At 67.4% G+C, this 21422-nt stretch carries 17 protein-coding genes; 7 read left to right on the top strand and 10 right to left on the bottom strand.

All coding sequences use genetic code 11. The features are described from left to right. Positions 1-79: 79 nt before the first annotated feature. Complete coding sequence (locus ACQY39_RS05665) at positions 80-2176, top strand: M3 family metallopeptidase (protein WP_428504217.1); 2097 nt, start codon at positions 80-82, stop codon at positions 2174-2176. A gap of 46 nt (positions 2177-2222) precedes the next feature. Here the strand turns inward: ACQY39_RS05665 and ACQY39_RS05660 are convergent, their stop codons facing one another. The 4 genes from ACQY39_RS05660 to ACQY39_RS05645 form a co-directional block, all read right to left on the bottom strand. Then, positions 2223-5366 (bottom strand): ligand-binding sensor domain-containing diguanylate cyclase, encoded by a 3144-nt coding sequence (locus ACQY39_RS05660; RefSeq protein ID WP_428504215.1) that lies wholly within the window; start codon positions 5364-5366, stop codon positions 2223-2225. A gap of 54 nt (positions 5367-5420) precedes the next feature. Further along, entirely contained in the window at positions 5421-5927 is a 507-nt protein-coding gene (locus ACQY39_RS05655) for a CBS domain-containing protein (protein WP_428504213.1), read from the bottom strand. Then, the gene (locus tag ACQY39_RS05650) at positions 5924-6370 is read right to left on the bottom strand and encodes an OsmC family protein (RefSeq protein WP_428504211.1); all 447 of its coding nucleotides are present in this window, start codon (positions 6368-6370) and stop codon (positions 5924-5926) included. Before ACQY39_RS05650 ends, ACQY39_RS05655 begins: the two co-directional genes overlap by 4 nt. An 85-nt stretch (positions 6371-6455) precedes the next feature. Next, the gene (locus tag ACQY39_RS05645; RefSeq protein ID WP_428504209.1) at positions 6456-7526 is read right to left on the bottom strand and encodes a flavodoxin family protein; all 1071 of its coding nucleotides are present in this window, start codon (positions 7524-7526) and stop codon (positions 6456-6458) included. A gap of 158 nt (positions 7527-7684) precedes the next feature. On the opposite strand from ACQY39_RS05645, the gene ACQY39_RS05640 reads away from it, so the two are divergent. The 3 genes from ACQY39_RS05640 to ACQY39_RS05630 all read left to right on the top strand — a co-directional run bounded on the left by ACQY39_RS05640 (position 7685) and on the right by ACQY39_RS05630 (position 10113). Beyond that, positions 7685-8986 (top strand): M16 family metallopeptidase, encoded by a 1302-nt coding sequence (locus tag ACQY39_RS05640; protein WP_428504207.1) that lies wholly within the window; start codon positions 7685-7687, stop codon positions 8984-8986. A gap of 62 nt (positions 8987-9048) precedes the next feature. Further along, positions 9049-9621 (top strand): Kelch repeat-containing protein, encoded by a 573-nt coding sequence (locus ACQY39_RS05635; protein ID WP_428504205.1) that lies wholly within the window; start codon positions 9049-9051, stop codon positions 9619-9621. Positions 9622-9840: 219 nt separating this feature from the next. Then, positions 9841-10113 (top strand): hypothetical protein, encoded by a 273-nt coding sequence (locus tag ACQY39_RS05630; protein WP_428504203.1) that lies wholly within the window; start codon positions 9841-9843, stop codon positions 10111-10113. Positions 10114-10122: 9 nt separating this feature from the next. Here ACQY39_RS05630 and ACQY39_RS05625 read toward each other — a convergent pair whose 3' ends face one another. Both ACQY39_RS05625 and ACQY39_RS05620 read right to left on the bottom strand, forming a co-directional pair. Next, on the bottom strand, positions 10123-10797 hold the full coding sequence (locus ACQY39_RS05625; protein ID WP_428504201.1) for a response regulator transcription factor: 675 nt from the start codon (positions 10795-10797) through the stop codon (positions 10123-10125). Between the two features lies 1 nt (position 10798). Continuing rightward, positions 10799-12874, bottom strand: a complete 2076-nt coding sequence (locus tag ACQY39_RS05620) for a sensor histidine kinase (RefSeq protein WP_428504199.1) — start codon at positions 12872-12874, stop codon at positions 10799-10801. Positions 12875-13070: 196 nt separating this feature from the next. On the opposite strand from ACQY39_RS05620, the gene ACQY39_RS05615 reads away from it, so the two are divergent. The 3 genes from ACQY39_RS05615 (at position 13071) to ACQY39_RS05605 (ending at position 16561) form a co-directional block, all read left to right on the top strand. After that, the gene (locus tag ACQY39_RS05615) at positions 13071-15389 is read left to right on the top strand and encodes an NADP-dependent malic enzyme (protein ID WP_428504197.1); all 2319 of its coding nucleotides are present in this window, start codon (positions 13071-13073) and stop codon (positions 15387-15389) included. A 386-nt stretch (positions 15390-15775) separates the two neighbouring features. Beyond that, entirely contained in the window at positions 15776-16105 is a 330-nt protein-coding gene (locus ACQY39_RS05610) for a ribonuclease domain-containing protein (protein WP_411969920.1), read from the top strand. Positions 16106-16165: 60 nt separating this feature from the next. Next, positions 16166-16561: a barstar family protein gene (locus tag ACQY39_RS05605; RefSeq protein WP_102768452.1), complete on the top strand. Its 396-nt coding sequence runs from the start codon at positions 16166-16168 to the stop codon at positions 16559-16561. Here ACQY39_RS05605 and ACQY39_RS05600 read toward each other — a convergent pair. The 4 genes from ACQY39_RS05600 to ACQY39_RS05585 all read right to left on the bottom strand — a co-directional run bounded on the left by ACQY39_RS05600 (position 16536) and on the right by ACQY39_RS05585 (position 21306). Further along, positions 16536-16712 (bottom strand): hypothetical protein, encoded by a 177-nt coding sequence (locus ACQY39_RS05600; RefSeq protein ID WP_263561418.1) that lies wholly within the window; start codon positions 16710-16712, stop codon positions 16536-16538. The genes ACQY39_RS05605 and ACQY39_RS05600 overlap by 26 nt on opposite strands. 111 nt (positions 16713-16823) lie before the next feature. Beyond that, entirely contained in the window at positions 16824-17597 is a 774-nt protein-coding gene (gene rsmA, locus ACQY39_RS05595) for a 16S rRNA (adenine(1518)-N(6)/adenine(1519)-N(6))-dimethyltransferase RsmA (RefSeq protein WP_428504194.1), read from the bottom strand. A 12-nt stretch (positions 17598-17609) separates the two neighbouring features. Further along, positions 17610-18920 carry a peptidylprolyl isomerase gene (locus ACQY39_RS05590; protein ID WP_428504192.1) on the bottom strand — a complete coding sequence of 437 codons (1311 nt, stop codon included), beginning with the start codon at positions 18918-18920 and terminating at the stop codon, positions 17610-17612. Between the two features lies 1 nt (position 18921). Further along, the gene (locus tag ACQY39_RS05585) at positions 18922-21306 is read right to left on the bottom strand and encodes an LPS-assembly protein LptD (protein ID WP_428504190.1); all 2385 of its coding nucleotides are present in this window, start codon (positions 21304-21306) and stop codon (positions 18922-18924) included. Positions 21307-21422 lie beyond the last annotated feature (116 nt).

Genomic DNA, 21422 nt, shown 5'->3' with positions numbered 1-21422 from the left:
GCCATCAGGGACACTCCCTCCGCGCCCCCCAATTCACACGTTCACCCGTTCACCTATTCACCCCCACCACCACCCACCCATGCGCCGCCTCCTGCTCCCCCTGCTGCTCGCCAGCGCCTTCACCGCCAGCGCCCGCGACAACCCCCTGCTCCAGCCCTCGACCCTGCCCTTGGGCTACCCGCATTTCGACCAGATCCAGGACGGCGACTTCGCCCCTGCCCTGGAGGCCGGCATGGCCCTGCATTGGCGCGAGGTCGACGCCATCCTGCGCAACCCGGCCGCGCCGAGCTTTGCCAACACGGTGGAAGCGCTGGAGCGTGCCGGACGTCTGCTGGGCCGCGCACAAAACCTGCTCGGCAGCCTCAGCGGCACCGACAACAACCCGGCACGCCAGGCCTTGCAACAGCGCTTTGCGACGGAGATGGCAGCGCACCGCGACCGCATCGCGCTGGACCCACGCCTGTTCGCCCGCCTGGACGCGCTGCTGGCGGCCAAGCCCAAGCTGGCCGCGGACCAGCAGCGCCTGCTGGAGCGCATGCACCGCAATCTGCGCCGCGCCGGCGCCGAGCTGCCGGCCGACAAACAGCAGCGCCTGCGTGCCATCAACAGCGAGCTCGCGCAGATGGGAGCCGAGTTCAACCGCAAGGTGCTGGCGGGCGTGAACGAGGCCGCGCTGTTCGTCAGCGAACGCGCCGAGCTCAAGGGCCTGCCCGAGAGCGAGATCGATGCGCTGAAGCAGCCAAGTGACGAGCGCTACAAGATCGCGCTGCTGAACACCACCGGCCAGCCCCTGCTTGAGCGCTTGCAATACCGCCCCTTGCGTGAGCGGCTCTACAAAGCCTCGATCGCGCGTGGCAGCCTCGGCGACGGCAACGACACCACCGCCCTGGTCAGCCGCTTTGCCGGCCTGCGCGCCGAGCGCGCGGCCTTGTTGGGCTTTGCCACCTATGCCGATTTCGAGTTGCAGGAGCAGACCGCCCGTGAGGTCAAGACGGTCAACACGCTGCTGCGCCAGCTCGCCCCGGCTGCGCTGGCCTCGGCGCGCCAGGAGCAGGCGGCGCTGCAAAGCCTGGCCGACCGCGAACAGGACGCCGCCGGGCAGCCACGCTTCGCCTTGCAGGCATGGGACTGGTCCTTCTACAGCGAGCGCCTGCGTGCCGTCCAACATGGCTACGACGGCGAGCAGCTGCGCCCCTACCTGGAACTGCAGAACGTGCTCGAGCGCGGCGTTTTCCACGCCGCCCACGAGCTCTTCGGCCTGAGCTTCAAGCGCCGCAACGACCTGCCGGTCTACCACCCTGATGTGCAGGTCTGGGAGGTCTTGGCGCCAAATGGCAAGACGCAAGCCCTGCTGCTGCTCGACCTCTATGCCCGCCCCAGCAAGCGCGGTGGTGCCTGGGCTAACGCTTATGTGCGACAGAGCCAGCTGTTCGGCGAGAAGCCGGTGGTCGGCAACCATCTGAACATCGCCAAGCCGGCGGCCGGTCAACCGACGCTGCTGAGCTGGGACGAGGCCAACACCTTGTTCCATGAGTTTGGCCACAATCTGCACAGCATGCTCAGCGACATCCGCTACCCCGGCCTGGGCGGCACCCCGCGCGACTATGTCGAGTTCCCTTCGCAGGTCAACGAGATGTGGTTGACCTGGCCCTCGGTGTTCAAGAACTACGCCCGCCATCACCAGACCGGCGCGCCCATGCCCGAGGCCTTGCTCAACAAGGTGCTCGGTGCCAAGACCTTCAACCAGGGCTTTGCGACCACCGAATACCTGGGCGCCACCCTGCTCGACCAGCGCTGGCACCAGCTCAGTGCCGCCGAGGTGCCCGGGCCTGAGCAGGTGATGGCCTTCGAGGCCCGCGTGCTGCAACAAGAAGGCTTTGGCCCCGAGCAGACCCTGGTCGCGCCGCGCTACCGCACGCCCTACTTCAGCCATATGGTCGGCGGCTACTCGGCCGGCTATTACAGCTATCTGTGGAGCGAGCTGCTCGACGCCACCACGGCCGAGTGGATCGAAAACAAGGGCGGCCTGAACCGCAAGACCGGTGAACGGCTCAAGCGCCATGTCTTCGCCATTGGCGGCAGCAAGGACATCATGGCCGAGTTCGAGCAGATGGTTGGCTCCAAGCCCAAGCTCGAGCCCTATCTGAAGCGACGCGGTCTGACGCTGAGCCGTTGAATCGGCATGCACCTGCCTGGGCACGGCGAGAGGCCGAGCCCAGGCCCTATTTGGCTGAGCCTCCAGCCCGCAACACGAGACGCGTGTCCGCGGCGTCCCAAACGCTCAAATCCCTCGGCACCGATTTGGGTGCCAGATCCCGGGCCTCGACCGCGCCGACATAGCCATCGCGCCCCCGGTCCTTGGCGGCATACAGGGCCGAGTCGGCCAAGGCCAGCGTGGCCGGCCAGTCCCAGGCGCGCGGGCGGCGGGGGTCGAGCGGGAAGGCTGCAAAGCCGATCGACACGGTGACGGCCACGCTCTGACCGAAGCCGATGTCAAAAGGCAGATCGCGCACGGCGGCGCAGGCACGCGCGGCCAGTTCGGCGGCGTCTTCACGCTGGGTTGCGCGCACCAGCACCAGCACCTCTTCGCCGCCCCAGCGCACCAGCGAATCGGTGGCGCGGAAGACATGGCGCAGGCGCTCGGCCAGGGTCACCAACACGGCGTCGCCGGCGGCATGGCCGTGGACATCGTTGACGCGCTTGAAGTGGTCGAGATCCAGCAGCATCAGGACCAGATCGCTGTCCGGGCCGGGCAGCCCATGGCCGGCATCGGCACCGGCCTCGAAACGACGCAGGCACAGGGGCAGGTCATCCTGCAGACGCAGTTCCAGATAGCGCCGGTTGCGCAGCCCAGTCAGCGCATCGGTGAGGCTGGCTTCGCGCAACTCGGCCGTGCGTTCGTTGACCAGGGCTTGCAATTCGGCTTCGCGGCGGCGCAGCACGCGGGTGCGCCAGCGCACAAAGCCCCAGAGCGAAAGCAGCAGCATGGCCGCCCCGGCCAGGCGCGCCCAGACGGTCTGCCACCAGACAGGCAGCAGCTCGACCGGCAGCTCCAGCTGGGCCGGACCCCAGAGCGTCGGGTGCGCACTGACGCGCACCTGCAGGGCATAAGGCCCCGGCTGCAGCGGGCCGAAGCTGGGGTTGCGCGCGCCGGGGTCGACGCTGGTCCAATCGCTGTCCAGGCCGAGCAGCCGGTACTGGTAGCGCAGTCGGCTGGGGTCGGCATAGTCCAGGCCGGCAAACTCGACGCTGAAGGTGCGCGTACCGGCGGGCAGTCGCAGGCTTGTGGGCTGCTCGGCTGACGCCGCACGCTCGGGGCTGTAAGACTGGCCGTTGACACGCAGGGCGCTGATGACCAAGGGCAGCGCACCCGAGTTGGTTTCGAACAGCTCAGGCTGCACCCGCAAGAGGCCACGGCTGCCACCAAACAACAGCGCGCCGCCCGGCAGCTCGGCGCTGGCGAAGAACCAGAAGCTGCCGAAGGCCGCACCCTCGGCCAGGCCGAAGCCGTCGAAGCGATCGGTCTTGGGGTCGTAGACGTAGAGCTGGCTCCAGATGCGGCCGCGGCCGTCTTCGTGCAGATTGCCGCCGAACACGCCTTCGGTGCCATGGCGCTCGCCGATGCGGTCAAAGCGGGCCCGGCCCGCGGCATCCCAGCCGCGCAGGCGATGCAGGCCGGCGACCGGCGTGTCCAGCCAGAGCGTGCCGTCACGCGCCAGCAGCAGGCCCATCACCACCGGGCTGGCCAGGGTCTCGCCCGGCGCCTGGGGCACGGCCTCAAGCCGGCCCGGCTCCTGTTGGGCGCCCGGGCTCTCACGAAACAGACCTTGCTGCCCACCGACCCAGAGCCGGCCTGAGTCAGCGGCACCCGGCGGCATCTCGATCAGCGCATGGATGGCGCCGTGCAAGGGCGCACCGTCGGCGCGCAGCACCCGTTGCAAAGCCGGCGCCGTCGGACCGGCGAGGCGGTACAAGCCCTCCTGCATGCCCAACCAGACCTCACCGTTGGCGCGCAGCAGCAGGCGTTGCGCACGCCCACCGTCCAGCGGCCAGTCGCGCAAAAGGCGACCCTGAGCCGAGCGGTGCTCCAGACGGCCGGCCGCGGCCATCCACACGCTGCCATCGGGCGCTTCGGCCAGCGACTCGACCACGCTGCTGCGCTCGCGCGGCCACAGGCCCAAGGTGGCCAGGTCATGCCCGGGGCGGCCGTCCAGACGTACCAGCCGGCCGCTCTGCGTGGGGGCCAGCACCTCGCCGCTGCGCAAGCGCAGCAAGGCGCGCACATCGGCGTCGGCCAGGGGGGCGGCCGGATCGGGGTCGGGGCCACGCACGGCCAGCGCCGGATGCTGCTGGTGGCGCTGCAAACCCAGGCCGTAGCCGCTGACCCACATCGCGCCGCTGGCGTCACGCAGCAGACCGCTGATGTCGTTGCCGGTCAGTCCACTCAAACGGCGCGGGTCATGGCGCAGCCGCGCTTCGATCTCTCCATTGAGCGGGTTAACCCAGAGCAGGCCCACCTTGCTGCCCACCCAGAGCCGCCCGTCGCTGGCCAAAGCCAGGGCTTGCAGCGGGGTGTGCAGTTCCTGCACCCAGCGCACACGTCCCTGCTCGACCACGCCCAGGCGGCCGTCCTGCGTGCCCAGCCAGATGCGGCCGGCGCGGTCTTCCGCCAGCGCCAGCACGGGCACGCCAGATTCAGCGCCGGGCAGGGCCAGGGATTCCCAGCCCCCATCGGCCCGCCGGCGCGACAGGCCGCGCCAATGGCCGGCCCAGACCGTGCCGTCGCGGGCGATCTGCAAGGAGAGCAAACGAGCCTCAGGCTCACCCTGCCAGCGCAGCTCCTGAGGTTCGAAGTGGCGTGTCGCCGGCGTGTAGCGCCACAGACCTTGGCCCAGAGTGCCGACCCAGACCTCGCCTTGCGCGTCTTCCGCCAGCGCCCGGATCGGTGCATGCGGGCCGGCGGTGCCGCGGCCGCTGCCCAGCGATTCGATGCGGTCCTGCGCGGGATCAAAGGCCATCAAGCCCAGAAATTCGGTGCCGATCCACATGCGGCCGTCACGGCCAGGGCTCAAGGCGCGGACCCAGCCCAGATTGCGCTGGGCACGGGTCGGGCCGGCCTGCTCGATAGGGCGCAGGCGGTAGCCGTCATAGCGGGTCAGGCCCTTGCTGGTGGCCACCCAGATGAAGCCGGCGCGGTCTTGCGCGATGGCTGGCACCGTGCTCTGCGGCACCGTGACGCTGCGGAACTGCACCTCCATGGCGCTGCCACCCGGGCCGGCATGGGCAGGGCGCCAAAGAAGGGGAAGCAGCGCCAGCAGAAGCAGCAGACAGCGCAGGCCTGGCAGGCTGTCGAAGGGAAAGCGCATGGGGGAAATTGTAAGCAGAGGCGCCCGCTCCGCACGGCCGGAACGGCCGCCGCCTCACTGATAGCCCACACCCATGACATAGTTGCGCAAGAGCTGCTCTTCCTGATCGCCCGCGGCCAGCAGAGCGCGCAGACCGTCGCGCAGGGTCAAGACACCGAGCGGCTTGCGGTTGGCGCCAATCAAGAAGGCATGGATCAGGCCGCGTTCATGCATGCGGTTCAAGACCTCGCGCAGCAGGTCATCGGGGGCGCAGGAGGTGAACTCGCGCTGCATGACATCAGCCGCACGGGTGGCAAAGAAATCGGCATGGCCGAGGCCGAGCTGCCGGATCAACAGGGTCTCGGTGATGATGCCCTGGGCCACCCCGACAGCGTCGCAGACCACCACGGCGCTGATCTGCGCACTCGACAGCAGGGCCGCCACCTCGACCAGCAAGGCGTCCCCGCTCACGGTGCGCAGGCGCGACGCGGCCACATCGGCCATGCAGCCCAGACGCAGCTGCTCGGCGCTGGCTGGCTGCTCGGCGGCGGCGACCAGAGGGGTTTCCACGGCGGGACTCATGTCGGCGCCTGGGTCAGCGTGGCCTGCAAACTGATCTCGGCCACGCTGGCCAGGGCCTTGGACAGCGGGCATTCGCGCTTGGCCGTCTCGGCCAGCGCCTGGAAGCGGGCCTCGTCGAGGCCGGGCACCTCGGCGTGCAGCTGCAAGGCGATGCGGTCGATCACAAAGCCCTCGCCGGCGGCGCTCAGACGCACGCTCGCCCGGGTGTCGACCGTGCGGGTGGCAAAACCGGCCTTCTCGCAGGCAAAGGAAAAGGCCATGGTGAAACAGGCGGCATGGGCCGCGCCCAGCAGCTCCTCGGGGTTGGAGCCGCGCCGCTCATCACCGAAGCGGCTGGCGAAGCCATAGGGGTGGTCCTGCAAAGCGCCGGACTCGGTGCTGATCTGGCCCAGGCCCTGCTTGCCGGCGCCGTTCCATAGAACACTGGCGGTCTTTTCGCTCATGGTGAATCCTTTCGTGTTTGCTGCAGGCAGCGCAGCTTCGGTGGCCGCGCCGGGCTCGCACTCAGGCGAGGCCGGGGCAGAGGAATCATTTCGGGCGCGACGGCTGGACCGGAGGGCCGCTCGGCTGCAAGCGCCCCGCACGCAGGTCCTGGACGGCCTGCAGCAGGGCACGGGCGACATTGCGCACCTCTTCCTGCACGGCGCTGTCCGCGTCCAGCGCTTCATGGCTGTCGCAGTAGGGCTGGTAGTAGCCGATATAGCGATCGAGCTTGGCCGCCGCGCCGGCGTCAAGCAGGCCCATCCATTCGAGCCAATCGCAGAGGCCACGCCGGTGCACCTCGACGCCGGCCACATCGCCATGGACGACCACGCCAAACACCCGGCCGGCCAAATGCTTGGGATAGTCCCAGCCCTGGGCTTCGAGTTGCTTGGCCTCTGCCAGGTGCTTGCCATGGGTGGAACTGGGATCGGGGTTGCCGCCATCGGCGGCGACCAGGCGGTCCATCATCAGCTTGAGCGGGCTGGGCGACTGGTACCAATAGGTCGGCGCCAGGATGATGACGCCGTGCGCGGCGACCCAGCGCTCGTAGATCTCGGCCATCCAGTCGTCGGCCTGGGCCAGCGCGTGGTTGGGGTAGCAGCTGCAAGGCCAGTGGCACAGCGGCATGGCGCTGGACACGCAGCCCTTGCAGGGGTGGATGGTGCGGCCGTACTCGGAGGTCACCCGACTCAGATCCAGCAAGTCGACCTGCAGGCCGGCGGCCTCCAGCACCTCACGGGCCAAGCCGCTCAGACGCCAGGTCTTGGAAATCTCGCCCGGGCAGGTCCCATCATTGCGCGCGCTGCCGCAGACCAAGAGCACGCTGGAAGGCGTGGCGGCTTCGCCCCAGCGCTGCTGCGCCGCCTGCAAGCGCGCGCGGGTTTCCAGCCACTGCACCGAGATTTCATACGCCGGGTCGGCAAAGCCGGGGCCGCCGGGCCGGGTCAGCGGCGCCTTGCGGCCCTGCTCCAGGGCGTCCCAGGCGATGGCCTCCAGGCGATCGATGGCGGCCTGCTCGCTGCGGTAGGCCGGGTCGTAGAAGCGCAGCTGAAAGCGCTGCTGGAACTCGGCGCGCGTCAAGGGCTCGGAAGCCTGTCCGGTGCGGGGAATGCTCATCACATGCGTCCTGGCCAGCGAAGGAGATGCCGCATCGTCCAGCGGCGTCGCCCGCGCGTCTGTTCGCTGTCAAACAGTCGGGGCTTGGCGAGGCCTTGGACACGAACCGCCCCGAGGCAACGACACTAGCGGTCTTTCCCCGCCATTCGCCGCCCCCCTTGAAGCCACACGCCTCGCCCCGCTCCGCCACCCAAGTCAGCCAACTCGCCAACGGCCTGCGCACCGTCGCCATCCCCATGCCCTGGCGCGAGACGATCAGCCTGAGCGTCTTCATCCGCACCGGCAGCCTCCATGAAAGCGCGCGATTGAATGGCATCAGCCATGTGGTCGAACACATGGCCTTCAAGGGCACGGCCAGCCGCGACTGCCAGCGCATCAATCTCGACGCCGAGGCTCTGGGCGCCGAACTCAATGCCCACACCGACAAGGACCACACGGCCTTTCACATCGAAGGCCTGCCGAGTGACCTGCCGGCCTTCATCGAGCTGCTGGCCGACATCGTGCTGAACAGCAGCTTTCCGGCCGAAGAGCTGGAGCGCGAGCGCGGCGTCATCGTGCAGGAATTCAGCGAGTTCGAGGACGACCCGACCAGCGCTGCCTTCCAGCTGCTCGACCGCGCCTGCTACGGCGCCACCCACGCGGCCGGCCGGCCCATCATCGGCACACGCGCCAACATCCTGCGCTTCAGCCGCGACGATCTGCTCGCCTATGTGCGGGCGCAGTACAGCGCCAGCAATGTGGTGGTGGCGGTGGCCGGGCCGGTCGACGCCAGCGCCTTCGAGCGTGCGGTGGCCGCGGCCTTCGGCGCCATGCCAGCCGGCAGCCCGCACACCCTGAGCGCACCGAGCTGGCAGGGCGGGCTGAAGACGCGGCGCATGGCCGGCAGCGGCCAGTGCCAGATCCTGCTCGGCTTCCCGGCGCCCAGCCTGGGTGATGTGCACAGCAGCGAACACCTGCCCCATGTGCTGGCCGCCGCCCTGCTGGGCGAAGGCATGAGCTCGCCCCTGCTGGACGAGATCCGCGAGCGCCGCGGCCTGGCCTACCACGTGGCTTGTTCGGCCGACATCCTGCCGCTCTACGGCCAGTTCGTGATCGAGGGCGCCACGGCGCCGGCCCAGGCCGAAGAGTTTCTGCAGGCCGTGCACAGCCTGCTGCAGCGCCAGGCCCAGGGTCCGCTCGACCCAGTGGCGCTGGCGCGCGCGCGCAAGCAGTTGCAGATGCGCGCGCTTCGTTCGCTGGAGCAGCCGGCCCGGCGCATGGAAGGCGCGGCGCAGGAGCTGTTCAGCTTCGGTCAGCTGCGCGATCCGCAACGGGCCATGGCGCAGCTGCAGGCGGTCAGCGCCGAGCAGGTGCAGGCGGTGTTCGCACAGCTGTTGCTGCCGGGGCAGCGCCCGGCGCTCGCCCTGGCCGGCAGTGTTCCGCAGCGCGCACGCGCCTGCGCGCAGGCCCTGTTCTCCTGATCGACTGGGCATCGTCTGCGCGCTAAGCTAGCGCCGCAAACAGACGGACTCTCGGAAGACCTATGAAACGGATAGCAGCGCCAGCTCTGCTCGGCCTGTTTGGCCTGTTCTCACTGGCCAGCGCCAGCAGCCAGGCCCAAGCCCCAAGCCATGTGCAAGACCCGACCCTGAGCTGGGAAACGCTGGCGCCGATGCCGATCGGCGTGCAGGAGATCTACCCGGCGGTGCATGGCGGTCGCCTCGTCGTGGCCGGCGGCCTGAGCAGCGAGCTGCCGGCGGCACAAGGCCATCTCAGCGATGCGCTGCAAATCTACGACCCGGCCAGCGACCGCTGGAGCCTGGGGCCGGCCCTGCCCGAGGGCCGCCACCATGCGCAGCTGATCAGCCTGGGGCAAACGCTCTACATGATCGGTGGCTTTGTGCGCTGCGCACAAGGCGACTGGTGCGCCAGCCGCGATGTGCTCAGCCTGAAGGACGGCAGCACGCGCTGGCGGCGCCTGGCGCCGCTGCCCAAGGCGCTGACCGAGTCCACCGCGTTTGTGCAGGGCGGCGAGATCCACCTGCTCAGCGGCCGCAGCCCACGCGCGAGGGCCAACGGACAGTGGGGCGACCATCACGATGTCAACTGGCACTGAGCCTTCCGGCCCGACACCCAGCGCTGGCGCGTCCTGACGGCTGGGCCCGAGACCAAGAGCAGTGCCGCCGCACTCACATTCGCCGGCCGGCCCTATCTGATCGGCGGGCGTGAGTACAAGGGCGCCAATCTGCGCAGCGTCCACCGCCTCGACCCAGCCAGCGGCCAATGGCAAGCGCAAGCGCCGCTGGCCTTTGCCCAGGCCGCCCATGGCCTCGGCGTGCTGGGCGCGCAGGGCGAACTGCTGTGCAGCGTGGGCGGTGAAACCGCCGAGAATGGCGGCGGCGTGCTGGGCCAGGTGCAATGCTTGGATGCCGCTGAAGGCGTCTGGCGGGTGCGGACCGAAATGCCCGAGCCTCGCCATGGCCTGGGTGTGCTCAGCCTGGATGGCAAGCTCTACGCCATCGGCGGCGCCCGCCAGCCGGCGCTGACGCAAACAAGTCCGCGCTTGGATCGCCTCAGCCTCAAGGCAGGCGCAGCGGCGCCGCCTTGAAGCGCGGCCTCAGCTCTCGCGCAAAAGGTTGCTCAGCTCGACCGCCGACTTGACGTTCATCTTCTCGAACACACGTGCCCGGTGCACCTCGACCGTGCGCACGCTGATGTGCAACTGGTCGGCGATCAGCTTGTTGGGCAGAGCCTGGATGACCAGCTGCATGACCTCGCGCTCGCGCTCGGTCAGCTCGGCCACGCGCTGGGCCATCTGGCCGCGCTGCTGACGCGCCTCGATCGCCTGGCCGCTCAGGGCCAGGGCTTGTTCGATGCGGTCGACCAGGCCGTTGTCAGAGAACGGCTTCTCGACGAAATCAAAGGCGCCGCGCTTGACGGCGGCCACGGCGGTGGGCACATCGCCATGGCCGGTCAGGAAGATCACCGGCAGCAAGGACGGCTGCACCACGCCCTGCTCCAGGCCACCGCACAGGCCGCGCTGCAGCAGGCGTTCGAACAAGGCCAGGCCGCTCATGCCGGGCATGCGCACATCGAGCAGCAGGCAAGACGGTGCATCGGGCCAATCGCGCGCCTGCTCGGGCCGAGCGTCCAGCATGGCCTCGAAGGCCTCGGCGCTGGCAAAGCCCTCGGACAGCAAGCGACGCGAGCGCAGCAGCCAGCCCAAGGCATCACGCACCACGTCTTCGTCATCGACCAGGTAGACCACCGGCAGTTTTCGGCTGTTGTTCATCTCAGGACTCCGGGGCGGCATTGGCGGCGGGCAAGGTGAAGCGGAACTCGGTGCCGCCAGGCGCTACTTCGCGTTTGAAATAGTCCATGGCACCGCCGTGTTGCTCCACCACGGTGCGGCACAGGCTCAGGCCCAGGCCCATGCCCTCGGCCCGCGTGGTGAAGAAGGGGGTGTAGAGCTGACGGCCGACCTCGGGCGGAATGCCGGGGCCGCAGTCCAGCACCGAGATGCTGACCCAGCGGCTGTCGACCACGGCGGCGCGCAGGGTCAGCAGGCGCTGCGGCGCAGTTGCATGCTCTTCCATGGCCTGGATGGCATTGCGGGTCAGGTTCAGCAGCACTTGCTCGACCATGGTGCGGTCGCAGCGCACGCGCGGGCTGGGTTCGGGCAGCTCCAGGACGATGCGGGTGCCGCTCTTGCGCGCCTGCAAACGCACCAGCGGCAGCACAGCGTCGAAGAGCTGATCCACGGCGATCGTTTCGCGCGATTGCTCGCGCCGGCGCACAAAGCCATGCACGCTTTTGATCACGCGACCGGCCCGCTCGGCCTGTTCGGCGATGCGCAGCGAGGCTTGGCGCACCAGGTCGGGTGTCTGCGGGTCGTCCGGCTCATTGGCGAGCAGATTGACCGAGGCCGTGGCGTAGCTGGCGATGGCCGCCAGCGGCTGGTTCAGTTCATGGCTGAGCAGGGACGCCATTTCACCCATGGTGGCCAGGCGGGCCGTCGCCTGCAGGCGCTCCTGCTGCTGGCGCGAGAGCTCTTCCATGCGACGCTGGTCCGAGACATCAAGCACGGCGCTCATCCAGCCGGTCTGCTGTCCCTGGGCGTCGAGCAAGGGCGCTTCGAAGATCAGCACCGGAAAGCGCTCGCCGTTGCGGCGCATGAAGACGGTCTCGAAGCCCTGGCGCGGGTCCTGACCGCCGGGGCGATTGTCGGCGGCCCAGCGGGCGCTGCGGTCGGCGTGCCGGCGCCGGTATTCCTCGACGAACTCGGGCGGCCAATAGGGCGGCGTGTCATCGGGCCGGTCGGGCCGAGCGCCGTGCCCCAGCAGTTCCTCGGCCTTGAAGCCCACCATGGCGCAGAAGGCCGGGTTGACGTAGCTGATGCTGCCGGCCATGGTGCGGGCGCGCAGGCCGGTGATCAGCGAGTTCTCCATGGCATGACGAAAGGCCAGCGATTCGGCCAGGGCCGACTCGGCCAGCGCACGGCGCCGCCCATCGCGCGCCAGCAGGATCACCAGGGCGAACAAGCTCAGCGACAGACCCAGCACCAGGGCGGTGGCCAGATTGGGAATCAGCTTGGGGCGGCCGGCTGAGGCATCGACCTTGAGCTGCAGCGTCAGACCCGGCAGGTCGACCAGTCGCTCGGCCAGGTAGATGCCGGCGCCACGCGACAGGCCGGTGCGCGCCAGGCGGGTGCCGTCGCCCTCCACAAAGCTGAGCTCGTGGCCGCGCACCAGATCCTGCGTGACGGCCTCCTCCAAGAGATGGCGCAGGCTCAAGGTGGCGACCAGATAAGAGTCCACCGCCTTGGCGTTCAGCAGCGGCAGGCACAGGTCCACCACTTCCAGGCCCTCGCCGCCGGGCAAGGGGATGAAGTAGCTGCGCGAATAGAGCTGGGTGCCTTGGCGCTGCGCGGCAGAACAGGCCAACTCCGTCTCCACCTGCATCTGGCCGCGCGGCAGCTGCTTGAACAGGGGCGAGACATAGGGCGACTCGGCCACGTCCAGCACCTGCAGGCGGGCATCGCGGAACTCGATGCGCATCACGGCGCGCAAGCGTCGCAGCAGCTCGGCCTCATCACCCATGCGGCGCGGTCGAGCCCGGTCCTGCCAGAGCAAGCCCTGCAGGGCTTGCAGGTCCTGCCCCGCCAATTGCCTGACTCGTGCCGCCACCTCGGTGGCCACCTGGTCCACATGCTCTTGCGCACGTGCGTCCTCATAGCTGAGCGTCAGCGCGACCAACAGCGACTGCGCCACCACCAGCAGGCCAAACAGGGCACCCCATAGCAAGGCACGCCGCCAGTTCCAGGGGCGGGCAGCTTCGGCAAGCGGGGTCGGGAACGGGGCGAAATTCAAATGCAGCAGTCCTTCAGGCCAGAGCGGAGTATCAGACTGAGGATGGGGCCAGAAGATGCGCAGTTTCGCGTATCGCAGGGGCAAGTTTTCACGCCACACTCGATGCAGATCCCGCTTCTACAATCGCCGTCCCTTTGGCCGCAGCATGTGGCCAGCCCCGGCGGACTCCTCGCGAATTCCCAAGAGAGACAGCACCATGCCCAATTCCGAACTGAAAACTGCGCAGCTGCGCCAAGCGGCGCTGGAGTATCACGAGTTCCCAACGCCGGGCAAGATTGCCATCGCCGCGACCAAGCAGTTGGTCAACCAGCGCGACTTGGCCTTGGCTTACTCGCCAGGTGTGGCCTTTGCCTGCGAAGAAATCGTCGCTGACCCGGCCAATGCCTTCCGCTACACCTCGCGCGGCAACCTGGTCGCCGTGGTCACCAATGGCACGGCCGTGCTGGGCCTGGGCAATATCGGCCCCCTGGCCTCCAAGCCGGTGATGGAAGGCAAGGGTGTGCTGTTCAAGAAGTTCGCCGGCATCGACGTCTTCGACCTGGAAATCCAGGAGAACGACCTCGACAAGCTGGTCGACGTGATCGCCGCACTGGAGCCCACCTTCGGCGGCATCAACCTCGAAGACATCAAGGCACCTGATTGCTTCTATGTCGAGCGCAAGCTGCGCGAGCGCATGAAGATCCCCGTCTTCCACGACGACCAGCACGGCACGGCCATCGTCGTCGGCGCGGCCTTCCTGAACGGCCTCAAAGTGCTGGGCAAGGACATCAAGCAGGTCAAGCTGGTGACCTCGGGCGCCGGTGCGGCGGCCCTGGCCTGCTTGGGCCTGCTGGTGAAGCTGGGCTTGCCCAAGGAAAACATCTGGGTGACCGACCTGGCTGGCCTGGTCTATGAAGGCCGCACCGAGCTGATGGACCCGGACAAGGCCGGCTTCGCGCAGAAGACCGAGGCCCGCAGCCTCAGCGAAGCCATCGAAGGCGCCGACATCTTCCTGGGCCTGTCGGCCGGCGGTGTGCTCAAGCCGGCCATGGTCGCCAAGATGGCAGCCCGGCCGATGATCTTCGCGCTCGCCAACCCGACGCCGGAAATCCTGCCCGAGGAAGTCAAGGCGGTGCGCGACGACGCCATCATGGCCACCGGCCGCACCGACTACCCGAACCAGGTCAACAACGTCCTGTGCTTCCCCTACATCTTCCGCGGCGCCCTGGACTGCGGCGCCGTCACCATCAATGACGAGATGGAAATCGCCGCGGTCCGCGCGATTGCCGAACTGGCCCAGGCCGAGCAGAGCGAAGTGGTGGCGGCAGCCTATGCCGGCGCCAACCTCAGCTTTGGCCCCGAATACCTGATCCCCAAGCCCTTCGACCCGCGCCTGATGATGAAGATCGCGCCGGCCGTGGCGCTGGCGGCTCAAGAATCGGGTGTGGCCTCGCGCCCCATCGCCGACATGGACGCCTACCGCGAGAAGCTGCAGAGCTTTGTCTACGCATCGGGCACCACCATGAAGCCCATCTTCAATGTGGCCAAGCGGGCGGTGAACAAACGCGTGGCCTATGCCGAGGGCGAAGAAGAACGCATCCTGCGCGCCGTGCAAGTGGTGGTGGACGAAGGTCTGGCCCGCCCGACCTTGATCGGCCGCCCGGCCGTGATTGCCGAACGTTGCGAGCGCTTTGGCCTGCGTCTGCAAGAGGGCCGCGACTACGACGTCGTCAACGTCGAGAACGACCACCGCTACCGCGACTTCTGGCAAACCTACCACCAGATGACCGAGCGCAAGGGCGTGACGGTGCAGGTGGCCAAGATCGAGATGCGCCGCCGCCTGACCTTGATCGGCGCCATGCTGCTGCACAAAGGCGAGGTCGATGGCATGCTCTGCGGTACGTGGGGCACCACCGCCAACCACCTGCACTACATCGATCAGGTGATCGGCAAACACGAAGGCGGCTGCCCGCGCACGCCGCAGGATGTGCCCGTCTATGCCTGCATGAACGGCCTGATGCTGCCGGGCCGCCAGGTGTTTCTGGTCGACACCCACGTCAACTACGACCCGACGGCCGAGCAGTTGGCCGAGATCACCGTGATGGCTGCCGAAGAAATGGTGCGATTCGGCATCCAGCCCAAGGTGGCCCTGCTCTCGCATTCCAACTTCGGCACCAGTGACCACCCCAGCGCGCTGAAGATGCGCCAGACCCTGGCCCTGCTGCGCGAGCAAGCGCCCTGGCTGGAGGTAGATGGCGAAATGCACGGTGATGCGGCGCTGGATCCAGCCAGCCGCGCTGTGACCATGCCGCGCTGCACGCTCAGCGGCGAGGCCAATCTGCTGGTGCTGCCCAATATCGACGCCGCCAACATCAGCTACAACCTGCTCAAGACGGCGGCCGGCGGCGGCATCGCCATCGGCCCGGTCTTGTTGGGCGCGGCCAAACCCGTCCATGTGCTGACACCGTCGGCTACCGTGCGGCGCATCGTCAACATGACGGCGCTGACCGTGGCGGACGCCAACGCTGCACGCTGAAAGCGGCCGGCCAGCGGCTGGCTCACACCCGGGAGTTCGCCTTGGCCGAAGGCCAAGGCGGGCCGCTGGAGCGGGAAATTCGAGCCGATATGCGCCCGTCAGAGCGACTATTTACAAAAGTTTGTAAGAACTCACCCGCAGATTTCAGGGCGATGAAACAGCGTAGTTGCGTGGATTTCTGAGACTGTGTGCGCACACTCACAAATCAATACCGCGCACTGATCCGAGGGGTGGCCGCTTGAGGTTTTCGAGCGGTTTCGGTACCATCATGCTTTCAGGAACAGGGTAAACCCGTGTCTTTGCTCTCTTGGCCGCCTCGGTGGCCCACTTGGCGCAAGTCAGGCTTTGCAGCGATTTTGCTCGCTGCTGCGTCGATCGGCGCGCAAGTGCAGGCCAAAGAATCGGTAACCTCGCCGAATCCGTCACTGGATTCTGTGGCCTTGACGGCCTTGCCGCGCGAAGCCCAAACCACGCATCGTCTGATCCTCGCCGGGGGCCCTTTCCCCTACCGAAAAGACGGCACCGTGTTTGGCAATCGTGAGCGCATCTTGCCGCGCCAGGCCCGAGGCTACTACCACGAGTACACCGTCCGCACGCCCGGAGCCCGCAATCGCGGCGCCAGGCGTCTGGTCTGTGGCGGTTTGCCCCCGACTCGCCCTGATGTTTGCTACTACACCGACGACCACTACAGCAGTTTCAAGCGCGTCCAGCCTTGAAGCCCTGCAGCGAGTCGGCGGCGATAAAAAGTTCTGTGACTATATAGGAGGATCGCGACCATGCTTTTGCAGACCGTCCGTCCCAATATCGTGCAGGCCATAAGGGCCTACCGCGTAGAGGACTTGATGCACGCCGCACAGGATGCTGGCCAGCATTTTCTGTACGCCAATCTGAGCGAGGCACAGTCCAAGCAGGATGTGCTGGAAGCCATCGCCCAGGCCTTCCTGTTCCCCGCCCACTTTGGCAAGAACCTGGACGCCCTGCATGACTGCATGACCGATCTGGTTCACAAGTCCGGCGCGCAGCCTGGCTTTGTCGTGGTGCTGGAACAGCTGCCCGACAACAGCAAGTTTGACCGCGAAGCGCGCGAGCAACTGCTCGATGTCTTCCGAGAAGCCGCTGACTACTGGGGCGACAGAAAAGTCCAGTTCAGGTGCTTCTATTCTTTTCAGTAGCCCGCTCCCAAGAAAACGGGTCATGGGAGCGGGCTGCTGAAGAGACCACCAGCGTTGCAGCCAAGCCGGCAGCAAAGAATTCCAAGGCGGCAGCCAATGCCAACTTCGGAACGAATATGCCGATGATGAGCAGCGCCTTCGATACCGCCATGTGGCTGAGCGCCGCCTGAGCCGGTAACGAATACCAGCCAGCAAGACAAAAAAGGGGCCGCGAGGCCCCTTTTGCATGTCCGCTTGCCGCGACACCGCGGCATGCCGAGCCTCAGGCGGCCGGCGTGCCCAGCTGCTGGGCCAGAGCCACATACTCGGCCACGGGCACTTCCTCAGCCCGGCGCTGCAGGTCGAACTGACCCGAGAAACCGCGAGCCGTCAACCAGACACCCAGGCTGTGACGCAGCAGCTTGCGCCGCTGCGAGAAAGCAGCCGCGACCATCTCACCGAACAAGCCCTTGTCCAGCTGCGGCGGCTGCGCATAGGGTTGCATGCGCACGATCGCCGACATCACGCGCGGCGGCGGATCGAAAGCATCGGGCGGCACATCGAACACCGATTCGATCGCATAACGCCACTGCAGCATCACGGTCAGGCGGCCATAGTCCTTGCAGCAGGGCGAGGCCGCCATGCGGTCCACGACCTCTTTCTGCAGCATGAAGTGCTGGTCGACCACATGGTCCACCGCACCCAGCAGATGAAAGAGGATGGGCGTGGAGATGTTGTAGGGCAAATTGCCGACGACACGTAACTTCTGGCCCTTGGCCGCAGCCAGAGCGGCAAAGTCAACCTTGAGCACATCAGACTCGATCACCTCGAGACCGGGGCGCTGGCGCAGGCGTGCGGCCAGATCGCGGTCCAGCTCGATCACGCTGAAGGCCGGGATGCGGTTGAGCAAAGGCAGGGTCATGGCGCCCAAACCGGGGCCGATCTCGACCAGTGCTTCGCCGGATTGAGGGGCTATCGCGTCGCAGATGGACTCGATGATGTGGACATCGGTCAGGAAATGTTGACCGAAGCGCTTGCGGGCAATGTGTTGAGCCATTGTGTTCGCGGCTCAGTCCAGCCACTCGCGGACTTCAACGTAGGCGCGTGCCCGCAGTTCCTTGATCCATTCCTGGTAAGCCTCTTCGTACTTGCTCTCCCGCAAGGCCGCCTTGGCCTGCTCGCGCAGCTGCTTGGGCTCGATCTCGACCGTGCGGCGCTCCTGAACCTGGATAAGGTGCAGGCCGAAACGCGACTGCACCGGCTCGGACAAGCCACCCAGCGGCAAGGCATTCATGGCCTGCTCAAACTCGGGCACCAGCACGCCGGGCGCCATCCAGCCAAGATCACCGCCTTCGGCTGCACTGCCGTCTTCCGAGTTGTCTTTCGCGACCTGCTCAAAGCTGGCGCGGCCCGACTCGATGGCGCGCTTGAATTCCGCCAAGCGGCGCGCGGCAACCTCGGGGGTCAGCTGGGCCGAGGGGCGCAGCAGCACATGGCGCACACGGGTCTGCACGACCGAACTCAGCGATTCCGCGCCTTGGCGCTCCACCACTTTGAGCAGATGGAAGCCGGCGCCGCTGCGCAGCAGGCTGGCGGCCACCTGGCCCGTCTTCAGGCCCTTGACCTGCTGCACGAAGACATCGGGCAGGCGGTCGGCCGGACGCAAGCCGATCTCACCACCGAGCTGCTTGTTGCCGTCTTCGGACACTTCCTTGGCCACCTTGGCGAAGTCCTCGCCGGCCTTGATGCGGGCAGCGGCAGCCTCGGCGCGCGCCAAGCGCTCGGCCACGATGGCCTCCGAGGCGCCTTCGGGCACCGACACCAAAATCTGGGCCAGATTGAGCTGGCCCGAATTGGTCAGTTGCTCACGGCGCTTGTCCAGATAGTTGTCGATGTCACCATCGGTGATGCGGATCCGCGCCGGCACTTCGCGCTCGCGCGCGCGCTCGGTCATCATCTGGTCGCGCAGGCCTTCGCGGAAGGTGCGGAAGTCCAGGCCGTCGGTCTTCAACCGCTCCAGCAGCTGCGGCATGGTCAGCTTGTTCTGCGCCGCCACATTGGCCACCACCCGGTCCAGTTCGGCCTCGTCGACCTTGGCGCCGGTTTCACGGGCGAAGGTGACCAGTACGCGGTCTTCGATCATGGCCTCAAGCGCTTGCTTGTGCAGCGCTTCCAGGTCGGGCATGCGGTCCCCTCGCTGGCGCGCCTCTTCGCGCAGACGGGCCTTGCGCTGGATGACCTCGCTGGCCGCCACCACATCCTGGTTCACCACCACGGCAATGTAGTCACCGGGATTGAGGTCCGCAGCACGCGTCTGCGCCACGGCAAGACCGCTCGTCGACAGCAGGGCCAGCGCAAGAGAGAGGGTACGAATCGACATATCAGTCATAAGGGGCTTCAAGGCTTGCCGAGCGCTCGGAGCTCAGCTGTCGGTAACCAGGGATATTGTCCCTCAAGACCTTGAGCGCATTGGAGCCCAGCTGGGACAAACCCACCAACTCCATTTGCAGCATCAAGCGCGTGTTCGTTTCGGCGCGTCCGGTGGACAAACGCTCGGCGCCGACCCGCAAAACCCAGCAGCCGGCGTCATATTCAAAGCCCAGCACCGAGTCGGTCAGGCGCCGATCGCGCAGGCTGTACTGCACCCGGCCGGCGCTGTACCAGGCCCCCGAGCAACCGCTGCCACCACCGCCGCGCGCGCTCTTACCGAACAGCGGCCATTGCCAGGCCAGCTCCACCTGTTCGCTCTGCTGGCGCGCCAGGCGGTAGGCCACGCTGACCGTCTGGAAGGTGCCCGGCGAGTAGCGGGCGCGCAGCACGGCGCGCTCGGAGCGGCCGCTGTCCGAGTTGTACTGCAGGGCGCCGTCCAGCCACCAGCGGGTGTCCAGATGCGCAGCGCCCAGCAGGAGCAGGTCAGAGAAACGCTGCTTGACCGGCACGTTGTCTGCGGTGATGCGCTGATCGCGGAACTGGAATCGCTGCACCAGACCCAGGCGCAGCACCTCGTCGCCATCATTGGCGTTGACCCAGCGGCTGGTGGCGCCGGCCGTCAGTTGGTGGGCATCCGACACGCGGTCGATGCCCGAGAACTGGTTGGCCGTGTAAATCGAGTCGAAGTTGAAGTCCTTGGCCGCCGAATCGAAGCGGGGCAGGTTCTCCTGGGCGCGATAAGGCGTGTTGACGTAGAGCAGGCGTGGCTCCAGGGTCTGGGTCAGGGCGCGGCCGAACAGGCGGGTGTCGCGCTCGAAGATCCAGCCATGGTCGAGGCTGAAGGTCGGCACCGTCCGCCCTTTGGAACGCAGGCCGTCCGTACCGGCCTGGTCGAGCACGTAATGGGCGACATTGACCTCGAAGCGCGGAATCAACCACCAGGCCGCCCCGCCCAAGGGGGCGCTCAGATGCGCCAGCATATGGGTGCGCTGCCCTCCCGCCCTCGCCTGGCTGGCTGGCGCCGAGTCGGGCAGATCGAAGCGGTTGTACTCCAGCTCGATCGCCCCCTCCAGGCGCGCCTTGCGGCCCCAGGGCCGGAAGCCATCCAAAACCGAATCATCGGCCGCGGTATTCAGGCGCAGGCCGATTTGCGGCGAGCGCTGGTAAGGCGAGTCAAATCGAGCCAGCGGATCCTGGCCCTGCAAGGTCTGCCAGCGCTGCAGGCGCGCATAGGCATGGCCCTCGCCCCAGGCCCATTCGCGCCGGCGTTCCAGTTGCAGATCGGCCATCAAGAGGCGTTGCGCCTGGCTCTTAACCCGCTCGGGCAGGTCCTTCCAGTAGTCGTCGTCCGACACCCGCTCGGCACGCACGTGGTAGCGCCAGTCCATGCCCAATTCGCCGTCCTGCAACACATTCAGGGCCCAGCGCGTGCGCCGTGCGACGCGATCCGAGGGCAGCAAGGCCAGGTTCAGCTCGCCGGCATGCTGGGGCTCCAGATAACGAAACTCGCTGTCCAGGCCGGGGCCGCGGCGCGTCATCAGGAAGGGCGTCAGCGTGGCATCGCGCTGGGGCGCCAGATTCCAGTAGTAAGGCAGACCGAACTCGACGCCGCTGCGCTTGTCCAGCCTGATATTGGGCGGCAACCAGCCTGACTTGCGCTGGCCCGCCAGGGGAAAGCTCAGCGTGGGCGCCGGCAGGATGGGCACGCCATAAAAACGCAGGACTGCGCCCTTGGCCACGCCCTCGTTGGCGTCGAAATCCATGCTCAGGCTTTGCGCGCTGATTTCCCAGGCCGGCTGCGGCTGGTTCTCGTCGACCGGGCAGCTGCTGTAGGTGCCACCCTCGGCCAGCATGTGCTTGGCGTCGATGAAGCGCAGGCGCGTGGCCTTGCCGCTGCCACCGGTCTGAGAGAAGAAATAGCTCGGGCTGAGGAACTCGCCTTCGAAACGATTGACGTAGAGGCTCAGCTCCGGGCCGCGAAAGACGCTGCCTGCACGGCTGATCTCGACCCCGCCGGTGGCGCGGGCGAGGTCATCGACCTGCTGGTAGCCCAGCCGCTGGGCGCGCAGCAGCAGCTCGCCATAGCGCAGCTCGGCATCGCCCTCCGCCAGCGACTCCTGGTCGATGCGCGTCACCACGCTGCGAGCGCTCAGCACCAGTGCCGGCTTGTTCGACTCCTCCGCGCCCAGCTCGCTGCCCGCGACGCGCTTGCTCAGCACCATGGTCGGGCGCAAGCGCGTGCCCACTGGCGCCGCCGGCGCCGCGGCCGAAGCAGCAGCGGATGGCGCCGATGGCAGGGTCTGCGCATGGCCCGACGTGGCCAGACAGAGCCACACGCAACAGGGCCAGCAGCGGACAAGCGCCAGGAGGGAGGGGTTCAGGGTCAAGGGGCGCGGCACAGCGTCGGCAGGCGTCGTTAGGTGAAGCAGGATTGAGTGCTGCGGCCAGCGCG

The organism is Roseateles sp., from assembly GCF_965262435.1.
Lineage (GTDB): Bacteria > Pseudomonadota > Gammaproteobacteria > Burkholderiales > Burkholderiaceae_C > Paucibacter_A.
The sequence above is the reverse complement of the archived record's forward strand: the minus strand, read 5'-3'. Positions and strand labels throughout refer to the sequence as shown.